We start from the raw sequence: 23,992 nt of genomic DNA on the forward strand, positions 1-23,992 counted from the left end.
TACCCAACTCCAATCAATCAATGCGTTTTAATCGACAATACAAATAATATAAGACGCGTGAGATGTCGCCCGGTGATTCGCTTTCTGGTGTTTTTTCGATCTTTCCGGGTTTTAAATTCCTATCGATGAACACGACTTTCCCGTTGTTATTCTTCAGCACCGCAGCCTTCTGGTTATCAACCAGCACCGTTTTCACACAACCACCGAAGTAGCGGAAGGCGCGAACCAGTGATTCGTAGGTATGCTCAGTATCCTGTTTTGGTGCGGCGAAGACATGGAAGCGGCGGGAGAACCCCAGCGTATTAACCGCAAAGTTAACTTTGCACCGTTGCCCGGCAACCTCCACCTCAACTTCGCCCCAGTCGTGCTGGAGCTGGTATCCAGGCTGAGTTTCGAAGCGAACTGTTCTTTTTGACGGACGCATTTTACGTTTGGGCTGGATGTAGTAACGCAGCATGGAACGTCCACCCGTATAACCCATTGCCTTAATCTCCGCGAAGATAACCTCGCTATTCCAGACATTCTCTGCCAGGCGCATGTCGATGTAATCCATAAACGGTTTCAGCTTAACCATTTTGTGGCGGGTCTTTCTGGCTGGCGGTTCAGGGTATTTGAGGTAGCGTCTGACCGTCCGTTCAGAGCAACCAATCTGAGTCGCAATATCGACAATGTACGCGCCCTGCTGGCGCATTTGCTTTATCATGTAAAAGTCCTCTCTGCTCAGCATGTTGATGTCCTTTCTGGTGTGAGAACCTTAAGGAAACAACATGTTGGGTGGAGCGGACAATCCAAATGGTGAATTACCGTCTTATATCACTGGCGCTGACACAGAAAATAGGAGCTAACAGGAAGGAATGTATGATTGGGAAAATAGGACAGAATAATATTCTAAATTCCAGCCAAAATATACAAGATGTCAGAGAAACAGGCCAACTTGGAGGCCGGGTCGTAAAAGTTTCAAGGCATCGTATTGCTCAGGAAAAACAATCAGAAATAGATGGTAAAACGGCTTCAGGCGTTTATCTATCAATGCGAGTGCTGGCTGACGATGTTGATAATTTTTTAAAGCCACTGGATATTCGCTTATATCCAGAAAGGTTACATAAATATATTAAATATGATGGCAACACTCCATATATCGAGATGGGAGCAGTCAAAGCAAAAGTTTTTGATTTCACAAATCAACGTCTTGTTGTATTTTATGGGGTTGATTCATTGCGTGATCTTCATTTTATATCAAAAAACATGATGGGGTTTGGGAAAAAGGAAATGGAGGATGCTCTTTTTATAATATCTTCTTTTAAAAATAAATCTAATACAACACTTGTTGGTCATTCAATGGGGGGCGTATTTGCAACATATGCTGGAGTTAAAACTGGCATGAAAGTGGTTAATTTTAATGCTTTAGGTTTAACCAACAGAACAGTAAAGAAACTACAGAGTGACTATAAATGCAATAATATAATAAATGTAAATTCAAAAAATGATTGGGTTAATGAAAAAATAAATCCCAAGTTTAAATTAAATCAAATTGGCAAAAGGTTTTTTGTTGATAACTACGAAAGCCACAATCCGATAACAAAAAATAAAAGTATATTAACATCTATTAGCGATTATATCGAAAAAGAACAGGGCGTCAGGTTCTGAGATAGCAGATTGCACTGCGGGGTAAAAGCGGAAGTGCAGTGGATACAGTCCGATCTCCGACTGAGGTGTACAGGCAATAGCAGACACCACCATGACACCGGCGTTATTACGTTAAACTCAGGCTACCTCATATGAAGCATGAGAGTTACCTCGGGTTTTGTATAAGGATTCGACATCCATATCAAAAGCGGTAACTCTCAATCTTTCAAGGTTATGTGTCAGATCAAGTCGCGACTGGTACAATTAAATGATGAGGCTTTTAAGAACTCTTTGGAGTATATTTTCGCCATAGTTCTGGCTCTCTCTCCCAAGGAGCAGAAACTTCAACTCCATTTTCATAAAAATGTAATTTACCTTTTAACTGTTCTCTTAATCTATAAGCACAGCGTAACTCCACTCCCGTATAAGAAGGCATGTTTATTGGTGAATAAGAACTATTTTTAGTAACAACACTATTCATATCAATTCCATCCAGCGAAAAATGTATATGATACTTGCTACTATCAAGTGTGACGGCCATAATCCCAGCCTTACAACTTCTTTTAATTATATTATAAAATTCCTTGGAAAGTAGACGCAGAGAATCATCATCAAGTTTTTCTCTTGCACCAGTTAGTTTTTTTTCCAACTTATAAAAATCTTCAAATCTTTTTCTGGTATTGAACTTTTGATCTTTTTCACCGATAGCGTCTTGTTGACGCATGGTATGGATATATGCATCAATATCTTCAAAAGACTCATGATTTTTACGAAGTTGAGTGTACTCATCATTGGCTGAGCCTTTATATACTGCATGCCAGGCACAGTCTCTTTTCGCCTCATTCATACTGTCAATACATTGAATGTGCGTATCTTTAAGTTGATCGCTGGGATATATTCTCTGTAATAGTTTAAACCTCTCTAGCCCAAGTCCATACACAAGGTCTCCTCGCTTAGAAGAGAATTGCTCTTTAATGCTCCGCCCTGATAAATAAGATAAAGAGGGCAAAGATTGTTTTTTTGCAGGCCCCCAGACAGAAGGTTGGTTTTTTGCAGGCCCTAAGACATATTTATAAGGTTGCTTTGTGCTTGTTTGTTGATTTACAGAGCGTTTCTCTATTCTTCTGGCGTCAGCAATTTTCTTTTGAGAATTAGTGATGCCTGAACGATGAAAAATATTCGGCATGCTATTGACTCTCCTTATTATTCTGTTTCCCGAATAACCGGCTTCGCCAGAGCTTTGTGTGTGCTGATGTAAACGTATGGAACCAAGACTTCCATTATATTGGACACGCCCAATCATTTGTACCTCACTATTTAACTAAAAAATCACCTGTTTTATATTGCAAATAACATTAAAACAACAACATCATTATAAAATAACGGAGACAATGTCAACTTGTAAATGCCGATAATTATCTGATTTTAGGCTGTTTCCACATTATTGAAGATGGCATAATATTAATTGAACGATAGGAATTTAAATCCCCAAAAGATACCCCTCCCCAAAAAAACGAATGGTTATTCAACACTGGCTGCGAGCCATGAATGCAGCACTGACAATTAAAAGGGGGTTATTGATTGATACCTGATAACAGTGACGCTTTTTTGCTCCATTTTTCTGAAAATAGACGCAACTTCCCCTCTGCGACTCTCAGCCATGCCACCGCATTCGGACCAGCGGCTCATGCATCATAACCAGCTCTGCCAGACGGTCCCCCCTCTTCAGCCCCGTAAACCGCATCTGACTCCCGCACAGCACGTACTTCAGCGGATCTACCTTCAGTAACCGCTGACACTTGCCGAGCAGGCGCTGGAATTCTTTAATCTGCTTCATGACGGCAGCAAGTTCAGAAGCCGGAACTTTATTATTTCTTATTCACTTTCATATCAGAAATGGCTGACAGATATCACGGAGTTCCAGCTTCCTGCAGGAAAGGTCTGGCTATTACCGGTGGTGGACTGCTTCGATGGAAAAGTTGTGAGCTGGTCTCTCAGTACATGCCCCGATGCTGAACTGGTCAACACTATGCTGGATAGCGCTGTCGAAACGTTAAATGCTGGCGAACGACCGGTGATACACAGTGACAGAGGTGGGCATTATCGCTGGCCAGGCTGGCTGGAAAGAGTGAATGCAGCAGGTCTTATTCGCTCAATGTCCCGTAAAGGATGTTCACCTGATAATGCCGCATGCGAAGGCTTTTTCGGCAGACTGAAAACGGAAATGTATTATGGGCGTAAATGGTCGGGCATCACGCCAGAAAAGTTCATGCAGCAAGTGGATGCTTACATCAGATGGTATAACGAGCGGCGTATAAAATTATCGCTGGGTGCCGTCAGCCCCAAAATGTACCGCCAACAATGCGGGCTGGAATGATAAAGCAGTCCAGGAAATCGTCCGCATCACCATAACGGTCAAACATCGTGGCGTTGACAAACTTCATTATCTGTACCCAGAGACAGCGCATTCAGCAGTGCCGGTGGGACGGTCAGCATAACTGAGCCGCCAGCCTTCTTCAGTCGGGTGGTATGCATTCTTCACCCCCATAAAAGTTATATTTAAATATAACATCCACTAAAAAAACACACCAGGCTTTAACGCGCAATGTTTAATAAAAATATAACTTTCAACCAAACAGTAAACCCAGCGTGGTTGCTTCCATATGCAGCAATACCGGCAGCAGCAGGCCACCACTTCTGATCCTAGTCGCTGATGTAATCAACCCCACCAAGAACAGTTCTACCAGTGTCAGCAGGTTCTGATACTGGCTGTGCGCGGTGACGTACAACAACGACGTTATCAGCGCCCCCAGCCACATCGTCCAGCAGTACCGTGAACGGAAGACGTTTAGCATAATCCCCCGGAACAGCGTTTCCTCATTCAGCGGGGCAAGGATAAAGATGGCCAGCAACGTCAGGTATGGACTTATCGGCAAAAAGTCTCGTTATAAATGGCTCAGCAGGCAGAGCTAGCACCTTACCGAGCAGAAATTCACCGACATACACCGCGGCCACCGCACCGACCAGCCACGGTACGCCAACGTTGCGCAGCTAACCAAAGATCGGTAGCGGAGCTATCCAACGGAGGTATACTAGGAAAACACACAGCAGAACAGCACCATGACTGAAGAACAAATAGTTTTTTCCTGACCTATAAAACAGAACTGCCTGCTCCATGACAAATCTGGCTCCCCAGCTAATGCCCCATGCAGCCAGCATAACCAGCAGATATTGATTACGTGTCTGAATCATTGCATCTCCTGTAAATTTTTAACTTGTCCTATTTTTGTCATTACCACGTATATACACATGTATATCAATTCAGATATCGTCACCAGGATATGCCGCACCAGCGGCATGGAAGGAGGCACTCAGTTGTTTCATATGACACTGGAGTAAAACCGCCGAAGCCCGGCATAAGCCGGTACTGATTGATAGCTTTCACCTTACCCATCCCCAGCCCTTGTATGTAATAGGGCTCGATGGCTAGCTACCATCATATGAAGCAGAGTGAGCTTGTCCCAGCCCTGAACAGTCAGACTTTGATTAGCAGCAAAAGCCCTCTGCTTCACCTTTCACGCCAGCATTAACATTGAACGGTTGCCAAGAGCGATGACTCTGCATGTACAAGGGGAATAGGCGTGATGGTTTGGTGAAAGGAGAATATTCATGTTTCAGTTAGGTATTGATGTCAGCAAGAAAACGCTGGATTTGTGCCTGCTGCGCGAAGGCGTAAAAGGCAGAGTTAAAACCCGAAAGCTTCAGAATGATATTAATGCTGTCAGCGCGGTAATAGCCTGGCTCAGTAAGCAACATTGTAAACCTGAAGATGTCCATATCATCATGGAAGCCACTGGTGTTTATCATAAATCACTGGCTTACGGGCTTCACAAAGCCGGGGGCCGGATATCACTTGCCAACCCACACAGGGCAAGTGAGTTTGCCCGGGGTATGGGAATGCTGACCAAAAATGACCGGGTTGATGCTTATATGCTGGCTTGCTATGGCGCGCTTAAAGCACCGGAGCCATGGCTTCCTCCACCGGAAGAAGTCCGCCATCTCAGTGCACTGCTCCGCAGACGTGATGCTCTTGTGGCTGACAGCACTCGCGAAAAAAACAGGCTGGAAAAATACCTGGCAACAGACACACCTTCTGTTATAGCTGAATCCGTAGAGGCAATGATTGGTCAGTTGAACGCAGAAATTAAACGTCTGGACAGACTGATCCGTTCACACCTTAACCAGCATCCTGAATTAAAAAAGGATTTTGACCTGCTGACGTCAATAAAATCCGTAGGTTATCAGTTAGGTCTGAATATGCTTGTCATCCTGCGGAGCCATGATTTCGCCACAGCAGAACAGGCGGCTACATTTTTAGGTGTCGTTCCCGTTGAAAAATATTCCGGCACCTCGGTCAGAGGGTGTCCGAAACTGTCAAAAATTGGTCCGCCGGAAATCCGGGCAAAACTGTATCTGGTTTCGTTGTGTGGTCTGAGATTTAACCCATTGATGAAAGCGATGTATGAGCGATTATGCCTGAGAGGTAAGGCCAAAATGTGTGCCATTGGTGCGCTGATGAGAAAACTCGTGCACTGGTGCTATGGCGTACTGAAGACCCAAAAACCGTTTGATGTGGGCTATTTGTCTTCATATGCGCGTAGCGCATGTAAGGCGGCATGATGTAGTTACATATGGTACAGGAGTAACACCGCCGAAGCCCGGCGTAAGCCGGTACTGATTGATAGATTTCACCTTACCCATCCCCAGCCCTGCTAAGCCATACCCGCTTTCAGCCATGATAGAGCATCTGTGCGCGGTCGGAGTGGCCCCGACAAGGGTTTACCCGAAGTCGGGGCGTATCTCCGCGTTAGCGGGCCTTTAGGGCCGCTTACGAGCGTGTACTCAATACGTCCAGCCAGAATACTGACAGCGATGATGTTGGATAGTTACAACATTCATAATTAAAAGCGACTCTGTTCCGGCCCGAAGGGCCGGGGCGGCGGCGCTTTTCAGTTATGATGGAGGGGCTTTGTGGTTTCAGTTCTGCGCGAAACCGGGGTTTTTCCGGGGTTTATGTTTGCATGTTGTAACTAAATCGGCTCCGGTCGGGGCCCGCCGCTTGCGGTGGGAGGTGCATATCTGTCTGTCCACAGGACAGGCAGTGAATAGGTTTTCTTTTTAAATGAATGTAATTAAGTAGTTTAAAGGAGATATAAACAGGTGTTTAAAAGATACATTGCACCCTGTAAGGCTGGCGGCTGGCGCTTTATGACATAAGCGGTTGTAACCTTATAGGGAAGTCCCTTGCAGTTTAATGTGGATAAGCAAAATTACCCGTCTGTTAGACGTGTTTTGAATCAAAAACAGGGGGAACCGGATGCAGCAGAAGGTGGATGATGAGGTTGTTTTTGTATGTGGTGCTGCTTTTTTTGTGCACTGCCAGGCTTCAGGTGTGCGGATACCTCCGGCGCGGGCCGGATTATTCTGAGGAGGTCACTTTCAGGGGGAAGCTGTGGCCAGCCGGCTGTAATTACGGTTACGTGACAGAATCATGCGCTCCTTCACACGACGCTCAACTTCGCGTTTTACCGCCTCACGACTGGCAGTGAAACGTCCTTCCGCGATTTCACGCGTCAGCTGCCGTTTCACCAGGGTGACGATATCCTGACGTTCCCTGTTCGCATCACGACGCGCACGGGCACGCTTTATTCCCCGGGACTTAAGCTCTGTCTGGTAACTGCGGAAACGCTCACGCACAAAACGCCAGGCTTTCGCAATCAGTTCATCCATACCCAGGGTATCCAGTCCCTGCTTTTTACGCTGTCTGTTTTCCCATTCCACGCGGCTGCGGCGTGCGGAAGCCACTGCCTCCTCAGACACATCGAGAGCAGCAAACAGTGTCGGTGTGAACGTGATATCGGTAGGAATGTAGCACCCGATAAGCGGGTCATATTCCGTCTGGTAGGTAATCAACCCCAGCTCTGACAGGAACGTCAGGGCACGGGTGGCACGGGTGATAGAGAGTTTTCCTGCACCAGACTCCGTCGCCAGCCCGCACTCAATGGCCAGCGTGGTGATGGAGCACTGGACACGGTTGGCCAGCGGGTCATAGTGGAAACACAGCCCCTGCAGCAGCGCATCAATAGCCCGTCGACGCAGCACCGGTGGCATGCGCCGACGCAGTCCCTTCGAACGGGCATGCGCCACATGAATAGCGAAATCAAAACGGGAGGTGAAGCCCACCGCCTTTTCCATCAGTTTTTCGCAGAACTTCAGCGTTCCGGCACCTTCACGGGGTGTGAACACCGGATTCGGGTTCTTTACCTGGCGGTAATACGTTTGTTGAAGATCAGTCACACCATCCTGCACTTACAATGCACAGAAGGAGTGAGCACAGAAAGAAGTCTTGAACTTTTCCGGGCATATAACTATACTCCCCGCATAGCTGAATTGTTGGCTATACGGTTTTTAGATGGCCCCGGTAATCTTTCTAGCTCGCCAAAGTTAAAGAAGATTATCGGGGTTTTCACTTTTCTGGCTCCTGTACATCCACATCAGAACCAGTTCCCTGCCACCTTATGGCGTGGCCAGCCACAAAATTCCTTAAACGATCAGTAATCTAGCATCCGCAATTCAAATGCTCAAGAAAGTAACTTAGTTACCTTCTATTCGCATCATCCATCGCAGCTTTTTCTTTCAAAATCCAGTGCTCTATCATTTCTTTTTGAGTTAAGCCCGAATCTTTACAAAGCTGTGTCAAATCATCTTTGAGTTCACTCTGGATGAAAACATTAATCGCTTTATGTGTCCCCTTTTTCCGGGAAACAGATATGCGTTGTTTCTCGGCTCCGGTTAACGGATTACCTTTTCTGTAAATGCGTTTCGGTGAGGAAGTTACTGCATTTTCGATCTGCGACATCTCGCCTCCTCAATACTCAAACAGGGATCGTTTCGCAGAGGATACTACAGTTTTTTGAAATCAGCGACTTGAAAGTTGTGACGATGATCTGTGTTGGCGCACAAATCATGTCTGATTACGACCGTTTAATGTGATTTTGATAATGAAATGACGAAAAAACAGAAAATAACTAAACATGTGTGCCGGCCCCGGGCGGGATCGGCGATTTCTAAAATGTGAAAGCTAGTCCGAGGGACTATCGATTTACATCATTATAAAGCTACGCCCAATAAAATTGCGTAACATCAAATTTTATAAAACAAGGTATCAGGTGCCACAACTGACTGAACAAAACCAAAATGCTCATAAAAAACTCTGGCGTCATCATCAATTGCATGAACCATAACAGCCTTAATGCCAACCTGTTCAGCCAGATTGGCAACCCGATGAATGGCATCACTCAGCAGCCATTTACCGAAACCATGTCCCTGAGTACAAACATCGACAGCCAGACGCCCTAAAAGAACAACAGGTACAGGATTGGGCATATTATGGCGCAAACTGCGCCCAAGCTCGGCATGTGTGACAGAACCAGTAGCTAATGAGTAATACCCCACAACACGTAAAGTATCCTCCAGACAAATGACGAACGTGCGGGAAGCATTGAGCATCTGGTTTTTCATAGCCCGACCACGCAACCAGTTACTTAACACCTCATTCCCACAATCAAATGGCTGAAGTATATGCTCATCTGTCAGCAATGCCGGCGCGGTGACATTTATTTCCATTCAGGCTTTACCGCCATCAGACGTTCACGCCCTTCTGCATTCTGTACAGGAGCTTCCAGTTGCGTAATAAACGAATTATAACGTTCGTTATCCAATACAAATAAACGTTGATCCAGAATGATGTTTTTAGCTTCCTGGTAAGCCAGTTCAATGATGAAATCGGTACGATTCTTATTGACCAGGCTCGCAGCATAATCAATAACGGCTCTTTCCTCATCAGTTGCCCGGATGTTAATCTGATTTTCTCGCGGTATTTTACGGACGCTTGCTGTAGTGGACATAAAACCTCCATTGGTAACGATTTGCTATACAATGAATATTATCGCAAATGGTAACAGATCGCTATACAAAATCACTTACGGGAAAAATACCCCCTGATAAAAACAATGATAGAGACTTGAAAATTGTGACAATGATCTGTGTTGGCGCACAAATCATGTCTGATTACGACCGTTTAATGTGATTTTGATAATGAAATAACGAAAAAACAGAAAACACCTGAACCTGCGTGCCAGCCCCGGGCGGGACCGGCGGTTTCTGGCATGTCGGGTGTCTGCCCCTGAAATACCTCACACTTCCGGAAAGCGGGGACTTCCGTCCCCGCCCGGCAGCTTACTTCCGTGCTTCGTAGGCCAGAGTTACCTGCACCACTGTATTTCCCCTGTGAATATTCAGCTCACATAACCGTTCCCTGAATATCAGCGAAAAACACAACACCGTGGCGCACACGGCGAGCAACCCGATAAGGGCATATTTCGTCATAAACTTTGACCTCTCTGCAAGGAAGAGGCTACAATCAGTAGTGTCGAGATACTTCATGCAGACCTCACGAGTTAATGGATTAACGAGTGGGGTCTTTGCATTTCTGGAACCTGCGTCTTGCCTGAACCAGAAAGGCTCAGACACCCGCCGCGATAATACCACATTCCTGTCTGGTTACGACGACCTCCATGCCCCCGCTTTTTATTGCAGAAACGCCGGAAGCGGGGAAAACTTGCTTTTTCCCGTTTCCGGGGTTGGACAACTGAGCAACGCGAAGGCGTCAGTGTCCGGAGTTCTGCCACGTATCAGTAACTCCCGTACCACCACTCATCGTCGCTTTTTTCCAGAATAATGGTGATACTCCGGACGTCATCCGGCAGTATTTCCCTGCAGAATCTGGCCGGAAGCGTAAACGTACCTGAAGACAACTTTACCCCTTCTTCATACGAGTCCGTCAGTTTCAGTCTGATTTTCCGGGCTTCTGAATCAAGTTCAGCAATAATAAATTCCTGCTTCCCCCGAACGGCAACCGTCACATAACACCCGGCAGAGCCTGAGTCTGTTCGTCTTATCGATAACCGGGTCTTGCTTGCATATCTGTACGGCGCTTTCTGTCTTGTCATGGAAATAAATGCCATTATTGATTTTCGACCTTTCTGTTTTTATAAAAAATATAATTCTATTTTCTGCTGCCTGTATTACCAGATGATTTTATTCCCCGGAATTTTCATTACCCCGCGGCGAACCAGTTCATCCCGGATACCATTGGTCAGGACATCACGCCATTCACCACGCATCTGTGATTTTAAATAAATATTAAATGCCCTTTCTGTTACCGGCATATTACGAACCTCCCGCGCTGCCTGTTGAATTTTGTTTGCCCACCGGATAACGATATCCATGTCGGGTGCAGCCATCTTTACTGATGACGCCTTATCCGGGGAGACGCGACGGCAGCGAATCCCGCGCGCCTGCAGTGTCCGGACAATACCGTCATATCCCTTGTCAGCGGAAACAATATGGTATTCCTTCTCCGGCCCGTAACGGCATACACACTGCCCCAGCTCCAGCACCAGATGAAAATCAACATTGTTCCGGGAGACTTCACTGACATGCCGGAGTGTGACTTTTACTGCTTCAGGGAAAGCGTTTACTGGCAGTGCCACATTATTCTGTTTCGCGCCCGCGAATATAATTAACTCCGTATATATATTTAAGGCAATTTCTGTCAGGTTACTGCAGTTCTCGTAATCGATAAAGGCAATCACCTGTTGCTTCTCTGATTTTCCGGTCGCCATTTTCTCTTCCTGATTAACAGACTTCACAACCAGATAAAAGAGTCATAAATAACACTTAACATCGCCTGATATTAACAGCCGGGCAACGTGATGTTATTATTTTGCTCTCCTTACTGAATGCATTTGTCCCTGACAGGACAACACTGACCGTCATATGACGGTCTTTTTTTTATCCATCTGACAGTTTATGGTCACAAAAAACATTCTGACAGATATTAACCACGTAATGACTGTGTGTTATCTTTCTTCCCGCAACCTCCCGGCATTAACCGGTGGTAGCTTCACAGGGTTGATGTACAGAGCATTCATTCAATGTCAGTGATACGCTATGAATGATTTTTGGCCTCCTTTGCTCAGGGGAGGTCTTTTTTTTGGCCGTTTTTTCGTTATCCCCGCCGCTGGCAGTGCTCAGCTCTCTGTCGGGCAAACTGCTGCCAGTCTGTACGGGGCGCCACACGGGCAGCCAGGAGCCATGCTTCAGCGGCCTCCTTCCGGAATCCCCTGACCTCCAGGCTGACGGCACGGCTTCCGGCACGCTGGTAACGCCAGACCTGAGCGTCCCGTGAATGGCTTCTGAATCCGTCCATTTGTATCTGCCCTCTCTTTCCTCTGTCAGTATTTCTGTGTTAAATAATTCACTGAACTGACTTCCTTCGGGTAGGAAGTTGTTTCCTTTTGAGCATTATTGTTTGCCTCCCTTGCTTCTGAGGGAGGCTTTTTTACTGTTTATCCAGCACGGTCTGAAGTTCGGCTTTTCTCCGGTTCTGGCGACGAATTTTTGCCAGACGCGCTGCCGCATACGCTTCCTCTTCCTGAGAAATATGCTCCGTCACATACCCTTCCGTGTCATACCGGCAGGCACCGGCTTTCATTGCGCCAAGATAGCTTTCTGAACGGGTAATGGCCTTCAGCGCCCTGCGCAGTTTTTTATGCGAGAGCGGGATATTCCGCCGCGCCACGTCTTCCAGTAACACGTCACGGATACCGCAGGCCAGAAGCCGGGGCGTGTCACCGTCAAATAATCCCGGCCACCAGGGCTTCAGGGTATTCACGGCCTCATCCAGCGTGGGCAGGGTCAGATAAATGGACAGCGCCTGTCTGGCCTGCGCCTTTTTAGCCGCCAGCTCTGCTTCCCGGGCCGCTTTCTCGGCCAGCTTCTGCTTTTTCACCTTCCATTTTGGTGGCGTGGTGACATTGATGATGGTTTTCCGGCTGCGGACAGGTGTTGTTCCCTCTGTTTTCCGCTTCAGTGTCAGTACCGGTCGTTTCTGCTCTGTCATTTGCGAATACCTGTCGTTATATTCTGCCGCTGGCGTTGCTTCAGCCTTTTATGCCATATTTCATCACGGTATGTTAAGCATGCACCTGCAGTCCGTTAACCATCCCGGCAATAATCAGCAGATGCAGGGCATAACCTTCTGCAAACCACCGGCTTATCTGCAGGCGCTTTGATGATGCAGGTACATACTCATGCACAAAACACAATACCATCAGTGTCATGCCCATACCGGCCAGCACGGGGGCGGCACCGTTTGCACTGTTCAGCCATACAACAGAGCACAGCCACAGTAAAAATAACCGCCCCTGGTACTGCTCCGGCACCTGCCAGACGGATACAGCTGCCAGCAGCATCACCAGTCCCTGCCAGCCATAACTGGCAGTACTGAACGGCAGATACAGTGCCAGCATGGTTCCGGTTATGGCACCTTTTATGGCATCAGGGCGTTGCCAGAAACAGACCACCTGCATCACCACGGCAAAGCAGAACAGAATGTTCAGTTCCCACCACTGATTTCCTGTCCCCCGAAATGCCAGCCAGAATACGGGTTGCGCCAGCACTGCCATCAGCCACAGGCGATTTACGGCAGCCTGTCGTATCTGCCGCCCCGCCAGGTTACAGCCCGCCATCAGTGCGAAAAGCGGGAAGGCGCACCGCCCGGTCAGGTTAAGCCAGGGACTCCCCACATGAAATGCTGTGGCAATGTGGTCACCTGCCATCGCCAGAAATGCCACGATTTTGATAATGTCACGTTGTAATGGTGCCAGAGACAACAAAGGCAAGGCACCGGGATTCCGTACATCATCCTTACAGGAACACTCTTTGTTTTCCATCAGAGCGTCTTCTCTCTGTCAATCACCAGTTCTTTCTCCATCTGCCGCAACTGCTCCTGTGCGTTTATGCGTTTCAGGGCAGCCACTTCATACTGAAGTAATTGTGCGTTTTCTTTCTCTTCACGGGCTGCTGTCTGTCCGGCTGCCCTGATTTCCTGTTCTGCCACCGCATTTTCTGCAGCCTGCATGGCCTCATTATCTGCCGGCAGTATGTTCCGCGTCTCATCCTGCTGCAGGGTTTCCCTGACCGCTTTTTCTGCCTCCTGGCGTGCCCGCTCCTCCGGCGTCTGCAGACTGAGCTGTTCTGCGTCGGTATTCTGTGCAGCCTGTGCAGTGTTCATGGCTTCAGGTGTCATTTCTGCCTGTCCCTGCGTTAACTTCTGAAGCAACCAGCCGGGAAGTGGCGCGGTATCCTGTTGCAGCACAACACCACTTTCAGGGTACTGTCGGGCCAGCGCCAGTGCAGATGCCGGGTCTGATGCCGTCAGCGTTACGCCATTGTGGCTCTGCTGCAGAACCACAACGCCGGCATCATCACGCCCCAGCCATCTGCCCTGCTCATCCAGTCCCTGCATTCGCCCCTCTTCATCCATACGGATTTCCTGCAACCAGACACCCTGTTGTCTGCCGTTCCGGTCGTAAGCCGGCCAGGCCACATGCGGTGCCGGATATTTGCGGCTGCCACTGATGAAGCGGGCTTCACTGTGGTCCGGTAACCCGGTTTCCCGCAGTAACGCCCGCCCCAGCGCATTCTGATTAAGCGTCCGGGCACTGTCCCACAGATTCTGAGCTGTTGTGGCATGAACATCCTGTTGAACGTCCAGCACATCATGCGCTGTCTTCCGGCTTTCACTGGCCGCCACGGATGCCAGCCATTTTCCGGTATCATCGGTATACACCTGCACATGCTGCTTCATCCTCGAGAGCGCCACATACGCATCACTGAGGGAGGCAAGCCGCTGGCGCGCGTCAGTTGCCCCGGCCAGGGCTATCACAAAGGCTTCACTGGCCCCCTGTGCCCGGTGTGCCGTACCGGCATAGCCGTAATCCAGATGCATATCCGACATCTCACGCCCCGGCTGAACCAGCCGGGTATTTTCACCGTGCTTCAGCGTGATATCACCGTTATCAGCTATCCCGGAAACCTCCCACAGTGTCTGGGTATCCCGTCCCTGTTCCCGGTCCTGGCGGGTGAAGCGCACCAGGTCACCTTCCGACAGCCGGATTTCACGCCGGGAAAATACCGCAATATCCCGCAGACTGCTTTCAAAAGCGGAAAGCAGGTGGTCCCGGCCTTCTGCATCACGCAGCATCACCACACCGTTTGCTGCATCAGGGCTGTGAATGGTGTAATACTGCTGATTTATCAGCGCCACACCGCCATTATGCTGTGCCAGTCCTGCAACGGATTTCAGGGCTTCTGTCTGTGTTTTTTCCCTGACCAGCACCGTTACCGGAAGTTCCTGCTCTCCGCTCTTTCCGGCCTCATGCAGACGGTCATGAATGCCGGCATTTATGGCCATTGCATCCGCGTTTGTCTGGGTGACAATCAGCGTCTGACGCCGGGCCTCTGCAGTGCGTCCGGTGTAATCATCCACGATGGCGGATATCACCCTGTCTCCCTGCGTTTCTCTCTGTTCGCGGGTCTGGCGAATTTCAGTCACCGATGATGCCGGTACATATGCGCCATTATCCCGGGGCACCTGTTCCGGTGAAACGCGGCGTATCGTGTCCAGCGCCTCGCCGGTACGCCCTTCCAGCAGGGCATACACCGCCGGTCGCAGTTCCGGTGACTGACGCACAATGTCTTTCATCACCGCCACATCGATGGCGCTGCGCTGCTGCATCAGGGTAAAAGGCGCACCACTGGCCACCGGCTGTAACTGCAGACAGTCACCGGACAGAACCGCACGACCTCCTGCGGCGGCGATGCGGACCAGTGCGTCAGCCATGTCCCGGTTGCCCACCATGGAGCTTTCATCGATAAGAAACAGGGTATTTGAGAAGTTAAGCTGTTCACCACTCTGCTGACGTCGCTCCGTGTCCATCAGAAAAGAGGCGATAGTCTGTGCTTTCACCCCTACACCCTGCATTTCACTGACGGCCCGGTGCGTGGGCGCCAGCCCCAGCACAACCGGCCGCAGCCCTTCCGGCAACGTGTCCAGCGCCGCCAGGACACTGCGAAACTGTGTGGTTTTCCCCACACCGGCATAGCCCTGAATGGCCACAAAACGGTCCGTGCTTTCAAGAATCAACCGGCTGGCTGCCTGCTGGCCTGACGTCAGACCAGTCAGGAGAGACGGGTCCACAGTTTCCATCAGCGGGCGTTGCGTGTTCTTTCCTTCTGCCATTGTGCGCAGAATGGCTTTTTCCTGCAGCCAGGTTTCAGCCGGCACATAACGACCGGCACTTCCGTCACCCGGCACGGACAGGATTTCTCCGCGCTGAACCAGTTCTGCAAATGTGTGGTGAATACCGTATGGTGTCACTGACGGATGCGCTTTCAGTGCCTCCAGTACCACATCCTGACGGGAAAAGACCACACTGCTGCCCTGTGCCAGCGTTATGGCCTGACGTACCGCTTTTTCAGTCACCGGCATCACACTGTCCCGGGCCTGCTGCATGGCTGTATCCAGCGGCTTACCCTCCGGACTGACCTGCTCCCGGGCCTGCCGGTAAAGTGGAGAACGGGCAAGACGCGCATGTGCGTCTTCTTCTGACAGTGACGTATAAATTTGCACCCGGTCACCACTGGTGGCCAGTGTGTTCAGCGTCTGTGCCTGCGTGTCACGGGCAGAGACGGCAGCCAGAACAACGCCCTGTTCACTCACCGTTTTTCCGGGCGTGGTCACGTATCCCTGACTGATTTTCAGTCCGTCTGCAACCGGAAGGCGATGCCGGCGCTCCCCCTGCCGGACCGTCAGCGTCCGGTCTGTGATGCGTTCAACCGTGACACTGTCACCTGCACGCAGTTTTCCGTGACTGCCGAGCAGCATCAGCTTTTCACCTTCAGCCACCGGAAGCGTTCCGGGCTGATACAACCGCCAGCTGCTGTCCATGTCCCGGACCTTTATCAGCTGACTTCTGCCTTTCTCATCCGTCAGCGTCAGTGTGCGACTGCGGGCCGTCACCCGGTCAATGGTGTAACGCTCAGACCTCCGGCGCTCTGCATCATACCGTTCCAGTATCTGTCCTTCCCGGTAGCTGTCCGTCAGTCTGCGGTTTTTACTGTCGAGGAACACCGGCGTCAGCGTGGATACCGTTACCTCCCTGTCGCCCAGCTCTCCGGCCGCTTTCAGTGACTGACGGATGGCCTCCGTCAGCGCCCGCTGCTCACGACCAGGGGCCTGCGCCACCACGCTCTCGCCCTGTGTGTGCAGAACAGCATAATCCAGGGCCAGCTGTTCATAACGCTGCCGGCGGTCACCGTGACTTATCACCGACACCCTGACGCCCCTGTCCGTTCCCCCCTGAAGCCGCACCACGCCGGCGTCTTCCAGTGTGGCCAGCGCATTTCCGGTGCCCTTACGACCCCCGCCATCCATCAGCAGCACCTGCACATTGTTACGCAACGCCTGGTCAAGCAGCGTGACTGTCTCCTTAACAGACAGTTTCTCCGCGCCGGCAATCACCAGCGTACTGTCATGCTTCAGCCCCTCCCCGGTCAGCAAATCCTTCCCGCTCACTTTTCCGTTCAGCCCCTGCTGCTCTGCCAGAAAAGTAGTCATCTTCCTGTCCGGTGCCATCACCTGCACCTGCCGTCCCTGACCTTCTGACATCGCCACTACAGCCTGTATCTGCTCCCGCTGTGTCGCCATTCCCCGCCCGGTGCTGATAATGGCCACCGCAGGCAGTGTGTCAGCCAGAATCGCAGCCGCGCCCTGCAGGGGCATTTCAGGTCGCATGGCCACCATTACCCGGTTTTCGCGCATCGCCTGCTGTGCCAGCTGCTGCACACTCAGCTCATCGAGCAGATGAATGGAGGAGGTGAAAAGCCCTTTTTCCTTATCAAGTGGCACCAGTTCGCCGCTGCTGATGGCCTGCTCAATCCCGGCACGAGCCATGGCAATACTGCCCGGTTCAGCCTCCACCAGTGCCAACGTCCTGCTCAGGACATCGGAGTAGGTAAACTGCGCCCTGCGGTCGCTCAGCAGGGAGATAGCCTGTGACACAGCATCCCGCATCACTGACGGTACGGTCACGCCTTCACGCTGGTCAGAAGTGGATGAAGACAATTGCTCCCGCTGAGAATACCCTCCGGCCTCTCCTGACAAAACAGCCTTTTCCGGTTCAGAAACAGAACGGGCAGACTGCAGCAGGGCTTCCCGTTCTGCCGCTTTCTCCCGCAATGCCCGGTAACTGAATCCTGTCCGGTCAATACGCTCATGCCACTCTGTCAGCAGTTCTTCTCTGTCCGGCTCTTTCTGTTTGGCACGACGGGTATCCAGCGCAGCCACACTGCGGGATTTAGCCGATGCATCATCCCCGACCGCTTCCCGGATTTGCTGACTGCGGGTTGAGAAAATATCGACCGGAACACCTTTAATCTCCCACAGACCATTTTTCCCGGTATCCACCGTCTCATAGCCCATCGCCTCAACCTGACGGCGCAATAAATTCAGTTGTATCTGCCCCAGAGCTAACTGGTTCGCATAAACAGCTTCAATAAATCCGTCTTTCCTGACCGTACCGCTTGCCAGCGTTCGCCAGCCACTTTCCGTTGGTGTCATATTCAGGAACAATGCATGGGTATGAAGTTGCGGATCCAGATTCCGTGAAGTGTCATGATTAAATGTGGCAATAACCGCTTTCTGTGTCAGTTGTGTCTCTGTCTCTCCCTCTTTCATCACCCGGCTGGAAACCAGCGATTCAACTTCTTTTAGCGTTTCACTTACTGCCCTGTTCCAGGCCTCCAGTAAACGATTCTCACCATACAGCGCAATCAGTACAGACACACTTTTGGGGGCAGAAAATGTCAGATCATAACCGCTGCGATGCACATTAATGCCGCCTTCCATTCTCTCCAGACTGACGCCATTGGGCAGACGTCCGGCAATCAGCTCATCCAGCCGGAAAGCATCCACCGGCCCTTCCAGTTGCAGCAATTTTGCCCCTTCCCCTAACCACCGGGACTGCATGCTGCCCAGAAAATAGTAGTTATCCTGCGATGTGTAATAGCCTGCGCCACCACCGGCAATGGGTGCAATACTCAGCATTACCAGTTCACCTCGCGGTCATCATCCTGTTCACGCGCTTCATTCGTCTGGTGACTCACCAGATTGCGTTCATCCTGTCGCATTGCTTCCTGTGCCTGGCCTGAATCTCTGCAGAGTTCGTCATACCGCTCATCGTCCGGATACAGGATTTCCCCGGTTTCTTTGTCCACAATTTCAGTCAGCTCCGCCACAGGTGCCTTTTCTTCCACAGGGTTGCTCTCACCCGTCCCGCCTGTCATCGCAGCCGCTGTCCCCTGAGTCACCGCTGCAGCCAGTACCGGATTGTTAAGTGATTCTGCCTGTTCAGGCTGGGGCGCCGTTTTGTTCTGTTCGTCATCTTTTCTGACCTCACCCTGCTCCAGCCGGGCCAACAGCGCCGTAATATCGCCCTCTTCCTCTTCGCGGCGGCTGATTTCAGATTCAATCTCCGGATCAAGGCTGTCGTTGATTTCCCGCATCTGCAGATCCTCTGCACAGTCCTTTATCTTTTCGTAACGCATACTCATACGAACAGCCGGATAATCACCGGGAAACGTGACATAGCAGCTGAGATTGGGCAGTTTCTGGATATCGGTGTAGTTCACCAGATAGCGGTCTTCTTCCACCTTGCTGAAGGAGACACCGTCACGCACGGTATCCGCACCATAGCTGTACTGCTCACTGAAAACCTTATCCCGGCGCTGCCCAATCTCACGTTGTACCCATTCCGCTTCTGTGCTGGATGGCGATCGAAAAAAGAAACGGGTATTCACCAGCCCCAGCATGGCGTCAGCCGTCTCTTTTCCGTAAGTAAAATCCATCTGGGCTTTGGCCTGAAACCCCAGCACAAAACACCCACCAAATCGTCGTGCCTCAGCCAGCACGCCCGGCAACTCCGGCAGTTTGTTCAGTGAAGGAAGCTCATCGTAGATAAACCAGACTCTGCGGTGCAGGTTTTCCCCCATACCCAGCAGACAGTTAGCCGCCTGCGCCAGCCACATGGAAATCAGTGGTTTCAGTGACTCATGCTGGCGGGCATTACTGGTCACCCACAACCAGCCATGTTGCTTAATCTGTGGATCGTTGACAGCACTCATCCACTCCCGGATGGTAAACGGACGACGTCCGGTACGTTCAATACCCTGCAGATAACGCAATGCCTTGACATAGTTGGTCAGCACACTACGGATGGAGATGGCAGTCTTTTCCACCTTCTCTTCCACCAGGTTGCTGGCCTCCGTTCCGGCCAGATAGTCACGCAGGGCCTTCAGATCAATGGCAAGCAGCGTACGCAACAACGCGTTGTAGGAGTGGATACCTTTCTTTTTCTGACGATATGACACCGCAGAAAAAATGGTACGGGCGGAACTCTGCCAGAAGGGGTCTTCTTTTGTGCCCATCGGAATCAGCGTGCTTGCTGCACTGTCAAAATCCGGAATGGACTCAAACTCACGGAACATATCCCAGTACGCACAGCGGCGATCAAGCGCATTAAGCAGGGTGTCATCCCGTTCATTAAAGTGCTTTTTAATCAGGGAACAGCCTTTATCGTAAATAATGGCCATATCGCCGCGTGCCCGGATTTGCTTCAGCAGCTTGTTGATGGTGTTGGACTTACCCGATCCCGGCGTGCCGTACATCATCAGATACTGCACTTCGCCATTTAATATCAGCGGAAGCTGATCGATACAGATAGAGGAAGCCTGCCCACGACGATGCATCTCCCGGGCCACAGCTTTCACATCATCAGTCAACTCACGGCCCCCCATGCGCTCATCCTGTGCCTGTTTTTCCCCCAGACGACGCAGAAAACGGAAAATCAGAAAGGCCAGCACGCCGACCGCCACAGAGGCCCAGAACAAAGCCAGATACAGCTCCTGGAGGAACATATTGCCGGCCCAGACCATATAATCGTCTTTCAGGATCTGCTCCGACGTTGCGTGCAACACCTGCCCGTTCCAGGGAATGTCATAGACAGGCGGAACCCGGTACAGCGCCTTTTCTCCACGGGCAGTAAGTGACAACCACCAGTACAGTCCGCCATTACGGATAGTTTCCCAGGGCAGACGCAACCAGAAAAATAGCGGCAAAAAAATAACGAAAAACCAGATTAACCAGAATGAAACGCGTTTGTTTACCTGCATGAACATATTCAGCATATAGCTGAATACCTGCCCACCCTGCGTGATATGTTTGGTTGAGCTCATATAAGTACCCGGTTATTAAAGAACATCAGAAAAATAAAAATCAGATATGGCGAATAATACTGGCGGCGACGTCATTCACCTGTTTAACAGAACGGGGCCGGTGCAACGGAATACCGGCCTGAATGACAACCAGATTAAATAACGCATCCCGGCGCTGACGTTCCGGGCGCAGATGAGAGCGATCATCCAGTTCGATAATGGCCCTGACAGTGAAATCCTGCTGATCCACAACCACATAATCACAGTGCCATTGCGAAATCTGCCGGAATAACCTTCTGTTCTCTGCCTCAGAGAACCCGGGGCAAACCTGAACCACATCAACCAGACGAACCTGCGCCATCACCAGCAAAGGGTATCCCGCCAGCGCGCGGCAGAGTTCACGAAAAAATTCACGTTCGCGCGCAGTCATAAAATGCTTTGACTGATAACAACGATGTTTTTTTAAAAGCCGGTCAATGTATTTCTGATTCCCTGTATATTTCTTCGTTCTTCCGGGAAGGATCAGGATAAGCAGTATTACTGCCAGAAAAACAACATACTCCATTTATTATCAGTCTCCATTCATATTCCACGTATATCCCTCTCCCCGGAAAATATGCCCTCCGGCACGATAGCCGCAGTTCATCATGTGCAATGCTCTTTCAATTAATCCAATGACAAACTGAATATCTTTTCCGCTTTTATACTGAATTTGCAGACACAGGCGCTGATGTGTTTCCGGGCCGCCAGATTCTTTTGGTCGAAAAAAATATCCGCCTTCCGGGTTGATTCTTCCTGAAAGTATTTCGCCGGATTTTTCATCCAGGCAGGCAGAATGCAATGCCCAGGTCACATTATCCTCCTGAATCCCGTCAATACGGCTTATTCCCGGCATCCAGACCAGCTGTTGCCCATGCTGACGAATGATATCCCCGATCTGCTGACAAAGCTGTAACAATGGTAACGTATCCGGAGCCACAACAACGAGAGTAAGGAGATGGTACTCTTTTCGCGTTGAAAGACACGCAGAATAGTCATAACACTCAACAGCGTGATTTTCTTTATTTCTCCGAAAAAAGAACCAGGCAATTATCATTACCAGAATAAAAAAACATAAAACGGTCATTATACCAATATTATCATTAATAAAATCGACAAGGTTATATGCGGGTTTATTGATATATTGTATGTGCGTGGTTGGTATTGGTGTTTCATGAATATATTCTGGCGGCGCAACAAGTTTATCTTCTACAGGAGTAGCCATAGAAACTCCATTATGTGAACAGGTCAGACACTGCGAAAAGAGAAATTATTTTTTTCGCTGTTGAATAAGATTTTGTGAAATGTCAGTAAAGGCATTCCCGCTGGCGGATTCAGCGGGAATCAGAAAAATTACAGAATATTAGCAATAGATTTTGCTAACTGATCTTCAAGAACCGGTTTGGCTTCTTCAAATTTCAGGTTAACTTTGTTGGCACTGGACACAATACGCGTCTGATATTTATGCTGGTTACCTGTTTCACTGCTGGTCTGCACTTTATAACCCGACGTTCCCTGCTTCAGCGCAGCCACATTGTCAGTCGTCACCTGCGCGGAAGTGCGCTCTGCGATCTGCACATCAGTTACCATGGTGTAGTTGATATCTTCCACCATCGCATCAGCCGCCATTCCCACAAGGCCGGCAGCCAGTCCTACCCCCAGCGTGGCACCGGCAGAATTGGAGTTATAGGCTGTAATGCCTGCCCCTAACGCCGCAGCCTGAACAGCCCCCTCGTACCCCCGACTCAGAAAGCCCTGTGCTTCCCGCAAATCCATTTTATCGGCTTTCAGTACGTTCGCCTGAATCCAGTAATGCGCGTCGGCAGGATTATTCACGATACGATAGCCTTTCGCCTGCACCTGGCTGTTAATTTTCCCCTGAAGGCCACTCATGTCCTTATCGGAAGTATTTTTGATTTGCAGATAAACGGTGCGATCCGTGGAAGGTTCAAGCCAGATGGTTTCACTCATCTGGGTTTTGACTTCCAGATTACGCTTTTTAATTGCAGTGCTCATCGCACCACAGCCAGAAAGGAGAAACGCCCCCAGAACAACCGCAGCGATAAAGTTATTTTTACGATTTAATAACATAGATTTATCCTTAAACGAAAAACAATTGCTGATAACACCTCTGGGTTATCGCATGAATCGTACCTGCATTTTCACCAACGGTCATCCCAGCTATGGCTATTGTGATTGTGATGGTGATCATTATAAAAATGGGATGTTGTCCCCAAAACATCTCCGTTAATATCAAAAGACTCATTCACCATTGGTAAACCGGATGCTGAATTGAATCCTGTTGATATATTATCTATAGAGTTGTCAAAAAATGTAGAAATACGATTTGACTGCAAAAAATCGCATCCGAAAGGGTTGCCTGCAGCATCGAATGCATCATTAATCATAGGAATTCCTGTTGCTGGGTTAACTCCACCAGAAAAAAAACTTTTACGTTTTTCTACTAATGAATTGTTACTCACAGCATTTATTTGCGAAGAAACTTCCTCAATAGATAATTGCTTCATTACTTCTGGTTGCAATCGCCCCATATTTTGCAAGTATTTTATTCTCAAAATATATAGAAATTCCTTAGGAAGGATACCATCTATCTTAAATGCAAAAAAAACAGAAAATATCAACCCTGTTATTGAAAACACACAACCAGAAAAAAATAAAAATGAAGAACTAACCGTAACACCAATAGCGATTACACTCAAACCAAGGCAAAGTCCATATACAACCATACTCTTTTTTATAGCCTTAGCCTCAGAAATAAGTTTTGACATCGGTAAAATATCTTCAAGTATCCCAAGCACCAAATGCGTCTGCCATAATATAAAAATCGTAATGATACCAAGAAATAAACAAAAGCCTCCTAAGCAGAACATGCTAATCCAAAACTCGCCATTATCAGTGACCGACACATATACAGCCATAATTAATGATATAATAAAACATACAGCAGAAATCTTTACACCAGGCTTACAACAGCGCCAATTTCGAGGCCTATCAGTACTCCAGTTAAAAGTGTTTAATTTTTCTGACCAATATGCAATAGAGTTATATTCCATAACTAATTACCCTT

Annotated in this window: 20 protein-coding genes and 5 pseudogenes; 4 read left to right on the top strand and 21 right to left on the bottom strand. The window is 49.3% G+C overall.

Going from position 1 to position 23,992, the window contains the following annotated elements; genetic code table 11:
* Positions 1-127: 127 nt before the first annotated feature.
* Positions 128-727 (bottom strand): annotated as a pseudogene (istA, locus tag C0K55_RS22470) (IS21-like element IS21 family transposase); the annotation flags it as partial.
* 131 nt (positions 728-858) lie between these two features.
* Between istA and C0K55_RS22475 the strand changes: the two are divergent.
* Positions 859-1,647 (top strand): hypothetical protein, encoded by a 789-nt coding sequence (locus C0K55_RS22475; protein WP_105225206.1) that lies wholly within the window; start codon positions 859-861, stop codon positions 1,645-1,647.
* A 259-nt stretch (positions 1,648-1,906) separates the two neighbouring features.
* Here C0K55_RS22475 and C0K55_RS22480 read toward each other — a convergent pair whose 3' ends face one another.
* Positions 1,907-2,812, bottom strand: a complete 906-nt coding sequence (locus tag C0K55_RS22480) for a hypothetical protein (RefSeq protein ID WP_105225205.1) — start codon at positions 2,810-2,812, stop codon at positions 1,907-1,909.
* Positions 2,813-3,280: 468 nt separating this feature from the next.
* Positions 3,281-3,430: pseudogene (locus C0K55_RS22485) on the bottom strand (IS91 family transposase); the annotation flags it as partial.
* An 87-nt stretch (positions 3,431-3,517) separates the two neighbouring features.
* On the opposite strand from C0K55_RS22485, the pseudogene C0K55_RS22495 reads away from it, so the two are divergent.
* A pseudogene (locus tag C0K55_RS22495) lies at positions 3,518-4,003 on the top strand (IS3 family transposase); the annotation flags it as partial.
* A 59-nt stretch (positions 4,004-4,062) separates the two neighbouring features.
* On the opposite strand, the pseudogene C0K55_RS22500 reads toward C0K55_RS22495, so the two are convergent.
* Positions 4,063-4,161: pseudogene (locus C0K55_RS22500) on the bottom strand (AbrB/MazE/SpoVT family DNA-binding domain-containing protein); the annotation flags it as partial.
* 92 nt (positions 4,162-4,253) lie between these two features.
* Positions 4,254-4,878 (bottom strand): annotated as a pseudogene (locus C0K55_RS27035) (lysostaphin resistance A-like protein).
* A gap of 417 nt (positions 4,879-5,295) precedes the next feature.
* Between C0K55_RS27035 and C0K55_RS22510 the strand changes: the two are divergent.
* A complete protein-coding gene (locus C0K55_RS22510) occupies positions 5,296-6,306 on the top strand; it encodes an IS110 family transposase (RefSeq protein WP_105267048.1) in 1,011 nt (336 codons plus the stop codon).
* A gap of 819 nt (positions 6,307-7,125) precedes the next feature.
* On the opposite strand, the gene repA (C0K55_RS22515) is transcribed toward C0K55_RS22510, so the two are convergent.
* The 6 genes from repA (C0K55_RS22515) to C0K55_RS22540 form a co-directional block, all read right to left on the bottom strand.
* The gene (gene repA / locus C0K55_RS22515) at positions 7,126-7,983 is read right to left on the bottom strand and encodes an incFII family plasmid replication initiator RepA (protein ID WP_123057546.1); all 858 of its coding nucleotides are present in this window, start codon (positions 7,981-7,983) and stop codon (positions 7,126-7,128) included.
* Entirely contained in the window at positions 7,976-8,050 is a 75-nt protein-coding gene (gene tap / locus C0K55_RS22520) for a RepA leader peptide Tap (RefSeq protein ID WP_001367777.1), read from the bottom strand. The genes repA (C0K55_RS22515) and tap overlap by 8 nt, the downstream gene beginning before the upstream one ends.
* Before the next feature lie 234 nt (positions 8,051-8,284).
* On the bottom strand, positions 8,285-8,545 hold the full coding sequence (repA, locus tag C0K55_RS22525; RefSeq protein ID WP_000078108.1) for a replication regulatory protein RepA: 261 nt from the start codon (positions 8,543-8,545) through the stop codon (positions 8,285-8,287).
* Positions 8,546-8,829: 284 nt separating this feature from the next.
* Positions 8,830-9,312, bottom strand: a complete 483-nt coding sequence (locus C0K55_RS22530; RefSeq protein WP_001558270.1) for a GNAT family N-acetyltransferase — start codon at positions 9,310-9,312, stop codon at positions 8,830-8,832.
* The gene (locus C0K55_RS22535; RefSeq protein WP_105266892.1) at positions 9,303-9,593 is read right to left on the bottom strand and encodes a type II toxin-antitoxin system TacA family antitoxin; all 291 of its coding nucleotides are present in this window, start codon (positions 9,591-9,593) and stop codon (positions 9,303-9,305) included. Before C0K55_RS22535 ends, C0K55_RS22530 begins: the two co-directional genes overlap by 10 nt.
* Before the next feature lie 331 nt (positions 9,594-9,924).
* A complete protein-coding gene (locus tag C0K55_RS22540; RefSeq protein WP_001558272.1) occupies positions 9,925-10,131 on the bottom strand; it encodes a Hok/Gef family protein in 207 nt (68 codons plus the stop codon).
* On the opposite strand from C0K55_RS22540, the gene C0K55_RS26155 reads away from it, so the two are divergent.
* A complete protein-coding gene (locus C0K55_RS26155; protein WP_105288950.1) occupies positions 10,130-10,426 on the top strand; it encodes a hypothetical protein in 297 nt (98 codons plus the stop codon). The two genes, C0K55_RS22540 and C0K55_RS26155, sit on opposite strands and share 2 nt — an antisense overlap.
* Positions 10,427-10,772: 346 nt before the next feature.
* Here the strand turns inward: C0K55_RS26155 and C0K55_RS22550 are convergent, their stop codons facing one another.
* From C0K55_RS22550 to C0K55_RS22595, 10 genes are all read right to left on the bottom strand, one after another.
* A complete protein-coding gene (locus C0K55_RS22550; protein ID WP_105266893.1) occupies positions 10,773-11,372 on the bottom strand; it encodes a PIN domain-containing protein in 600 nt (199 codons plus the stop codon).
* A 386-nt stretch (positions 11,373-11,758) separates the two neighbouring features.
* Complete coding sequence (locus tag C0K55_RS22555) at positions 11,759-11,959, bottom strand: ANR family transcriptional regulator (protein ID WP_105225230.1); 201 nt, start codon at positions 11,957-11,959, stop codon at positions 11,759-11,761.
* Between the two features lie 132 nt (positions 11,960-12,091).
* Positions 12,092-12,652, bottom strand: coding sequence for a fertility inhibition protein FinO (locus tag C0K55_RS22560; protein ID WP_105266894.1), 561 nt, complete (start codon positions 12,650-12,652; stop codon positions 12,092-12,094).
* A 73-nt stretch (positions 12,653-12,725) separates the two neighbouring features.
* Positions 12,726-13,484 carry a type-F conjugative transfer system pilin acetylase TraX gene (traX, locus tag C0K55_RS22565; protein WP_105266895.1) on the bottom strand — a complete coding sequence of 253 codons (759 nt, stop codon included), beginning with the start codon at positions 13,482-13,484 and terminating at the stop codon, positions 12,726-12,728.
* Positions 13,484-18,700 (bottom strand): conjugative transfer relaxase/helicase TraI, encoded by a 5,217-nt coding sequence (traI, locus tag C0K55_RS22570; protein WP_105266896.1) that lies wholly within the window; start codon positions 18,698-18,700, stop codon positions 13,484-13,486. Before traI ends, traX begins: the two co-directional genes overlap by 1 nt.
* A complete protein-coding gene (traD, locus tag C0K55_RS22575) occupies positions 18,700-20,886 on the bottom strand; it encodes a type IV conjugative transfer system coupling protein TraD (protein WP_105266897.1) in 2,187 nt (728 codons plus the stop codon). Before traD ends, traI begins: the two co-directional genes overlap by 1 nt.
* A gap of 40 nt (positions 20,887-20,926) precedes the next feature.
* A complete protein-coding gene (locus tag C0K55_RS22580; RefSeq protein ID WP_235639524.1) occupies positions 20,927-21,295 on the bottom strand; it encodes a DUF2726 domain-containing protein in 369 nt (122 codons plus the stop codon).
* 141 nt (positions 21,296-21,436) lie between these two features.
* Positions 21,437-22,129, bottom strand: coding sequence for a hypothetical protein (locus C0K55_RS22585; RefSeq protein ID WP_000235175.1), 693 nt, complete (start codon positions 22,127-22,129; stop codon positions 21,437-21,439).
* Positions 22,130-22,257: 128 nt separating this feature from the next.
* Positions 22,258-22,995, bottom strand: a complete 738-nt coding sequence (traT, locus tag C0K55_RS22590) for a conjugal transfer complement resistance protein TraT (RefSeq protein ID WP_000926075.1) — start codon at positions 22,993-22,995, stop codon at positions 22,258-22,260.
* Positions 22,996-23,066: 71 nt separating this feature from the next.
* Entirely contained in the window at positions 23,067-23,978 is a 912-nt protein-coding gene (locus C0K55_RS22595; protein ID WP_001558283.1) for a hypothetical protein, read from the bottom strand.
* Positions 23,979-23,992 lie beyond the last annotated feature (14 nt).

The sequence above is a fragment of the Escherichia sp. MOD1-EC6098 genome (assembly GCF_002965865.1).
GTDB lineage: Bacteria > Pseudomonadota > Gammaproteobacteria > Enterobacterales > Enterobacteriaceae > Escherichia > Escherichia marmotae.

Bases quoted from the DNA above. Each gene is read 5' to 3' on its own strand.
- C0K55_RS22595 (WP_001558283.1), bottom strand. From the start codon at position 23,978: ATGGAATATAACTCTATTGCATATTGGTCAGAAAAATTAAACACTTTT.
- repA (WP_000078108.1), bottom strand. From the start codon at position 8,545: ATGTCGCAGATCGAAAATGCAGTAACTTCCTCACCGAAACGCATTTAC.
- traD (WP_105266897.1), bottom strand. From the start codon at position 20,886: ATGAGCTCAACCAAACATATCACGCAGGGTGGGCAGGTATTCAGCTAT.
- C0K55_RS22580 (WP_235639524.1), bottom strand. From the start codon at position 21,295: ATGACTGCGCGCGAACGTGAATTTTTTCGTGAACTCTGCCGCGCGCTG.
- C0K55_RS22585 (WP_000235175.1), bottom strand. From the start codon at position 22,129: ATGGCTACTCCTGTAGAAGATAAACTTGTTGCGCCGCCAGAATATATT.
- traX (WP_105266895.1), bottom strand. From the start codon at position 13,484: ATGGAAAACAAAGAGTGTTCCTGTAAGGATGATGTACGGAATCCCGGT.
- traI (WP_105266896.1), bottom strand. From the start codon at position 18,700: ATGCTGAGTATTGCACCCATTGCCGGTGGTGGCGCAGGCTATTACACA.
- C0K55_RS26155 (WP_105288950.1), top strand. From the start codon at position 10,130: ATGCAGACCTCACGAGTTAATGGATTAACGAGTGGGGTCTTTGCATTT.
- C0K55_RS22535 (WP_105266892.1), bottom strand. From the start codon at position 9,593: ATGTCCACTACAGCAAGCGTCCGTAAAATACCGCGAGAAAATCAGATT.
- C0K55_RS22555 (WP_105225230.1), bottom strand. From the start codon at position 11,959: ATGGACGGATTCAGAAGCCATTCACGGGACGCTCAGGTCTGGCGTTAC.
- C0K55_RS22530 (WP_001558270.1), bottom strand. From the start codon at position 9,312: ATGGAAATAAATGTCACCGCGCCGGCATTGCTGACAGATGAGCATATA.
- C0K55_RS22550 (WP_105266893.1), bottom strand. From the start codon at position 11,372: ATGGCGACCGGAAAATCAGAGAAGCAACAGGTGATTGCCTTTATCGAT.
- C0K55_RS22475 (WP_105225206.1), top strand. From the start codon at position 859: ATGATTGGGAAAATAGGACAGAATAATATTCTAAATTCCAGCCAAAAT.
- C0K55_RS22540 (WP_001558272.1), bottom strand. From the start codon at position 10,131: ATGAAGTATCTCGACACTACTGATTGTAGCCTCTTCCTTGCAGAGAGG.
- traT (WP_000926075.1), bottom strand. From the start codon at position 22,995: ATGTTATTAAATCGTAAAAATAACTTTATCGCTGCGGTTGTTCTGGGG.
- C0K55_RS22510 (WP_105267048.1), top strand. From the start codon at position 5,296: ATGTTTCAGTTAGGTATTGATGTCAGCAAGAAAACGCTGGATTTGTGC.
- C0K55_RS22560 (WP_105266894.1), bottom strand. From the start codon at position 12,652: ATGACAGAGCAGAAACGACCGGTACTGACACTGAAGCGGAAAACAGAG.
- C0K55_RS22480 (WP_105225205.1), bottom strand. From the start codon at position 2,812: ATGCCGAATATTTTTCATCGTTCAGGCATCACTAATTCTCAAAAGAAA.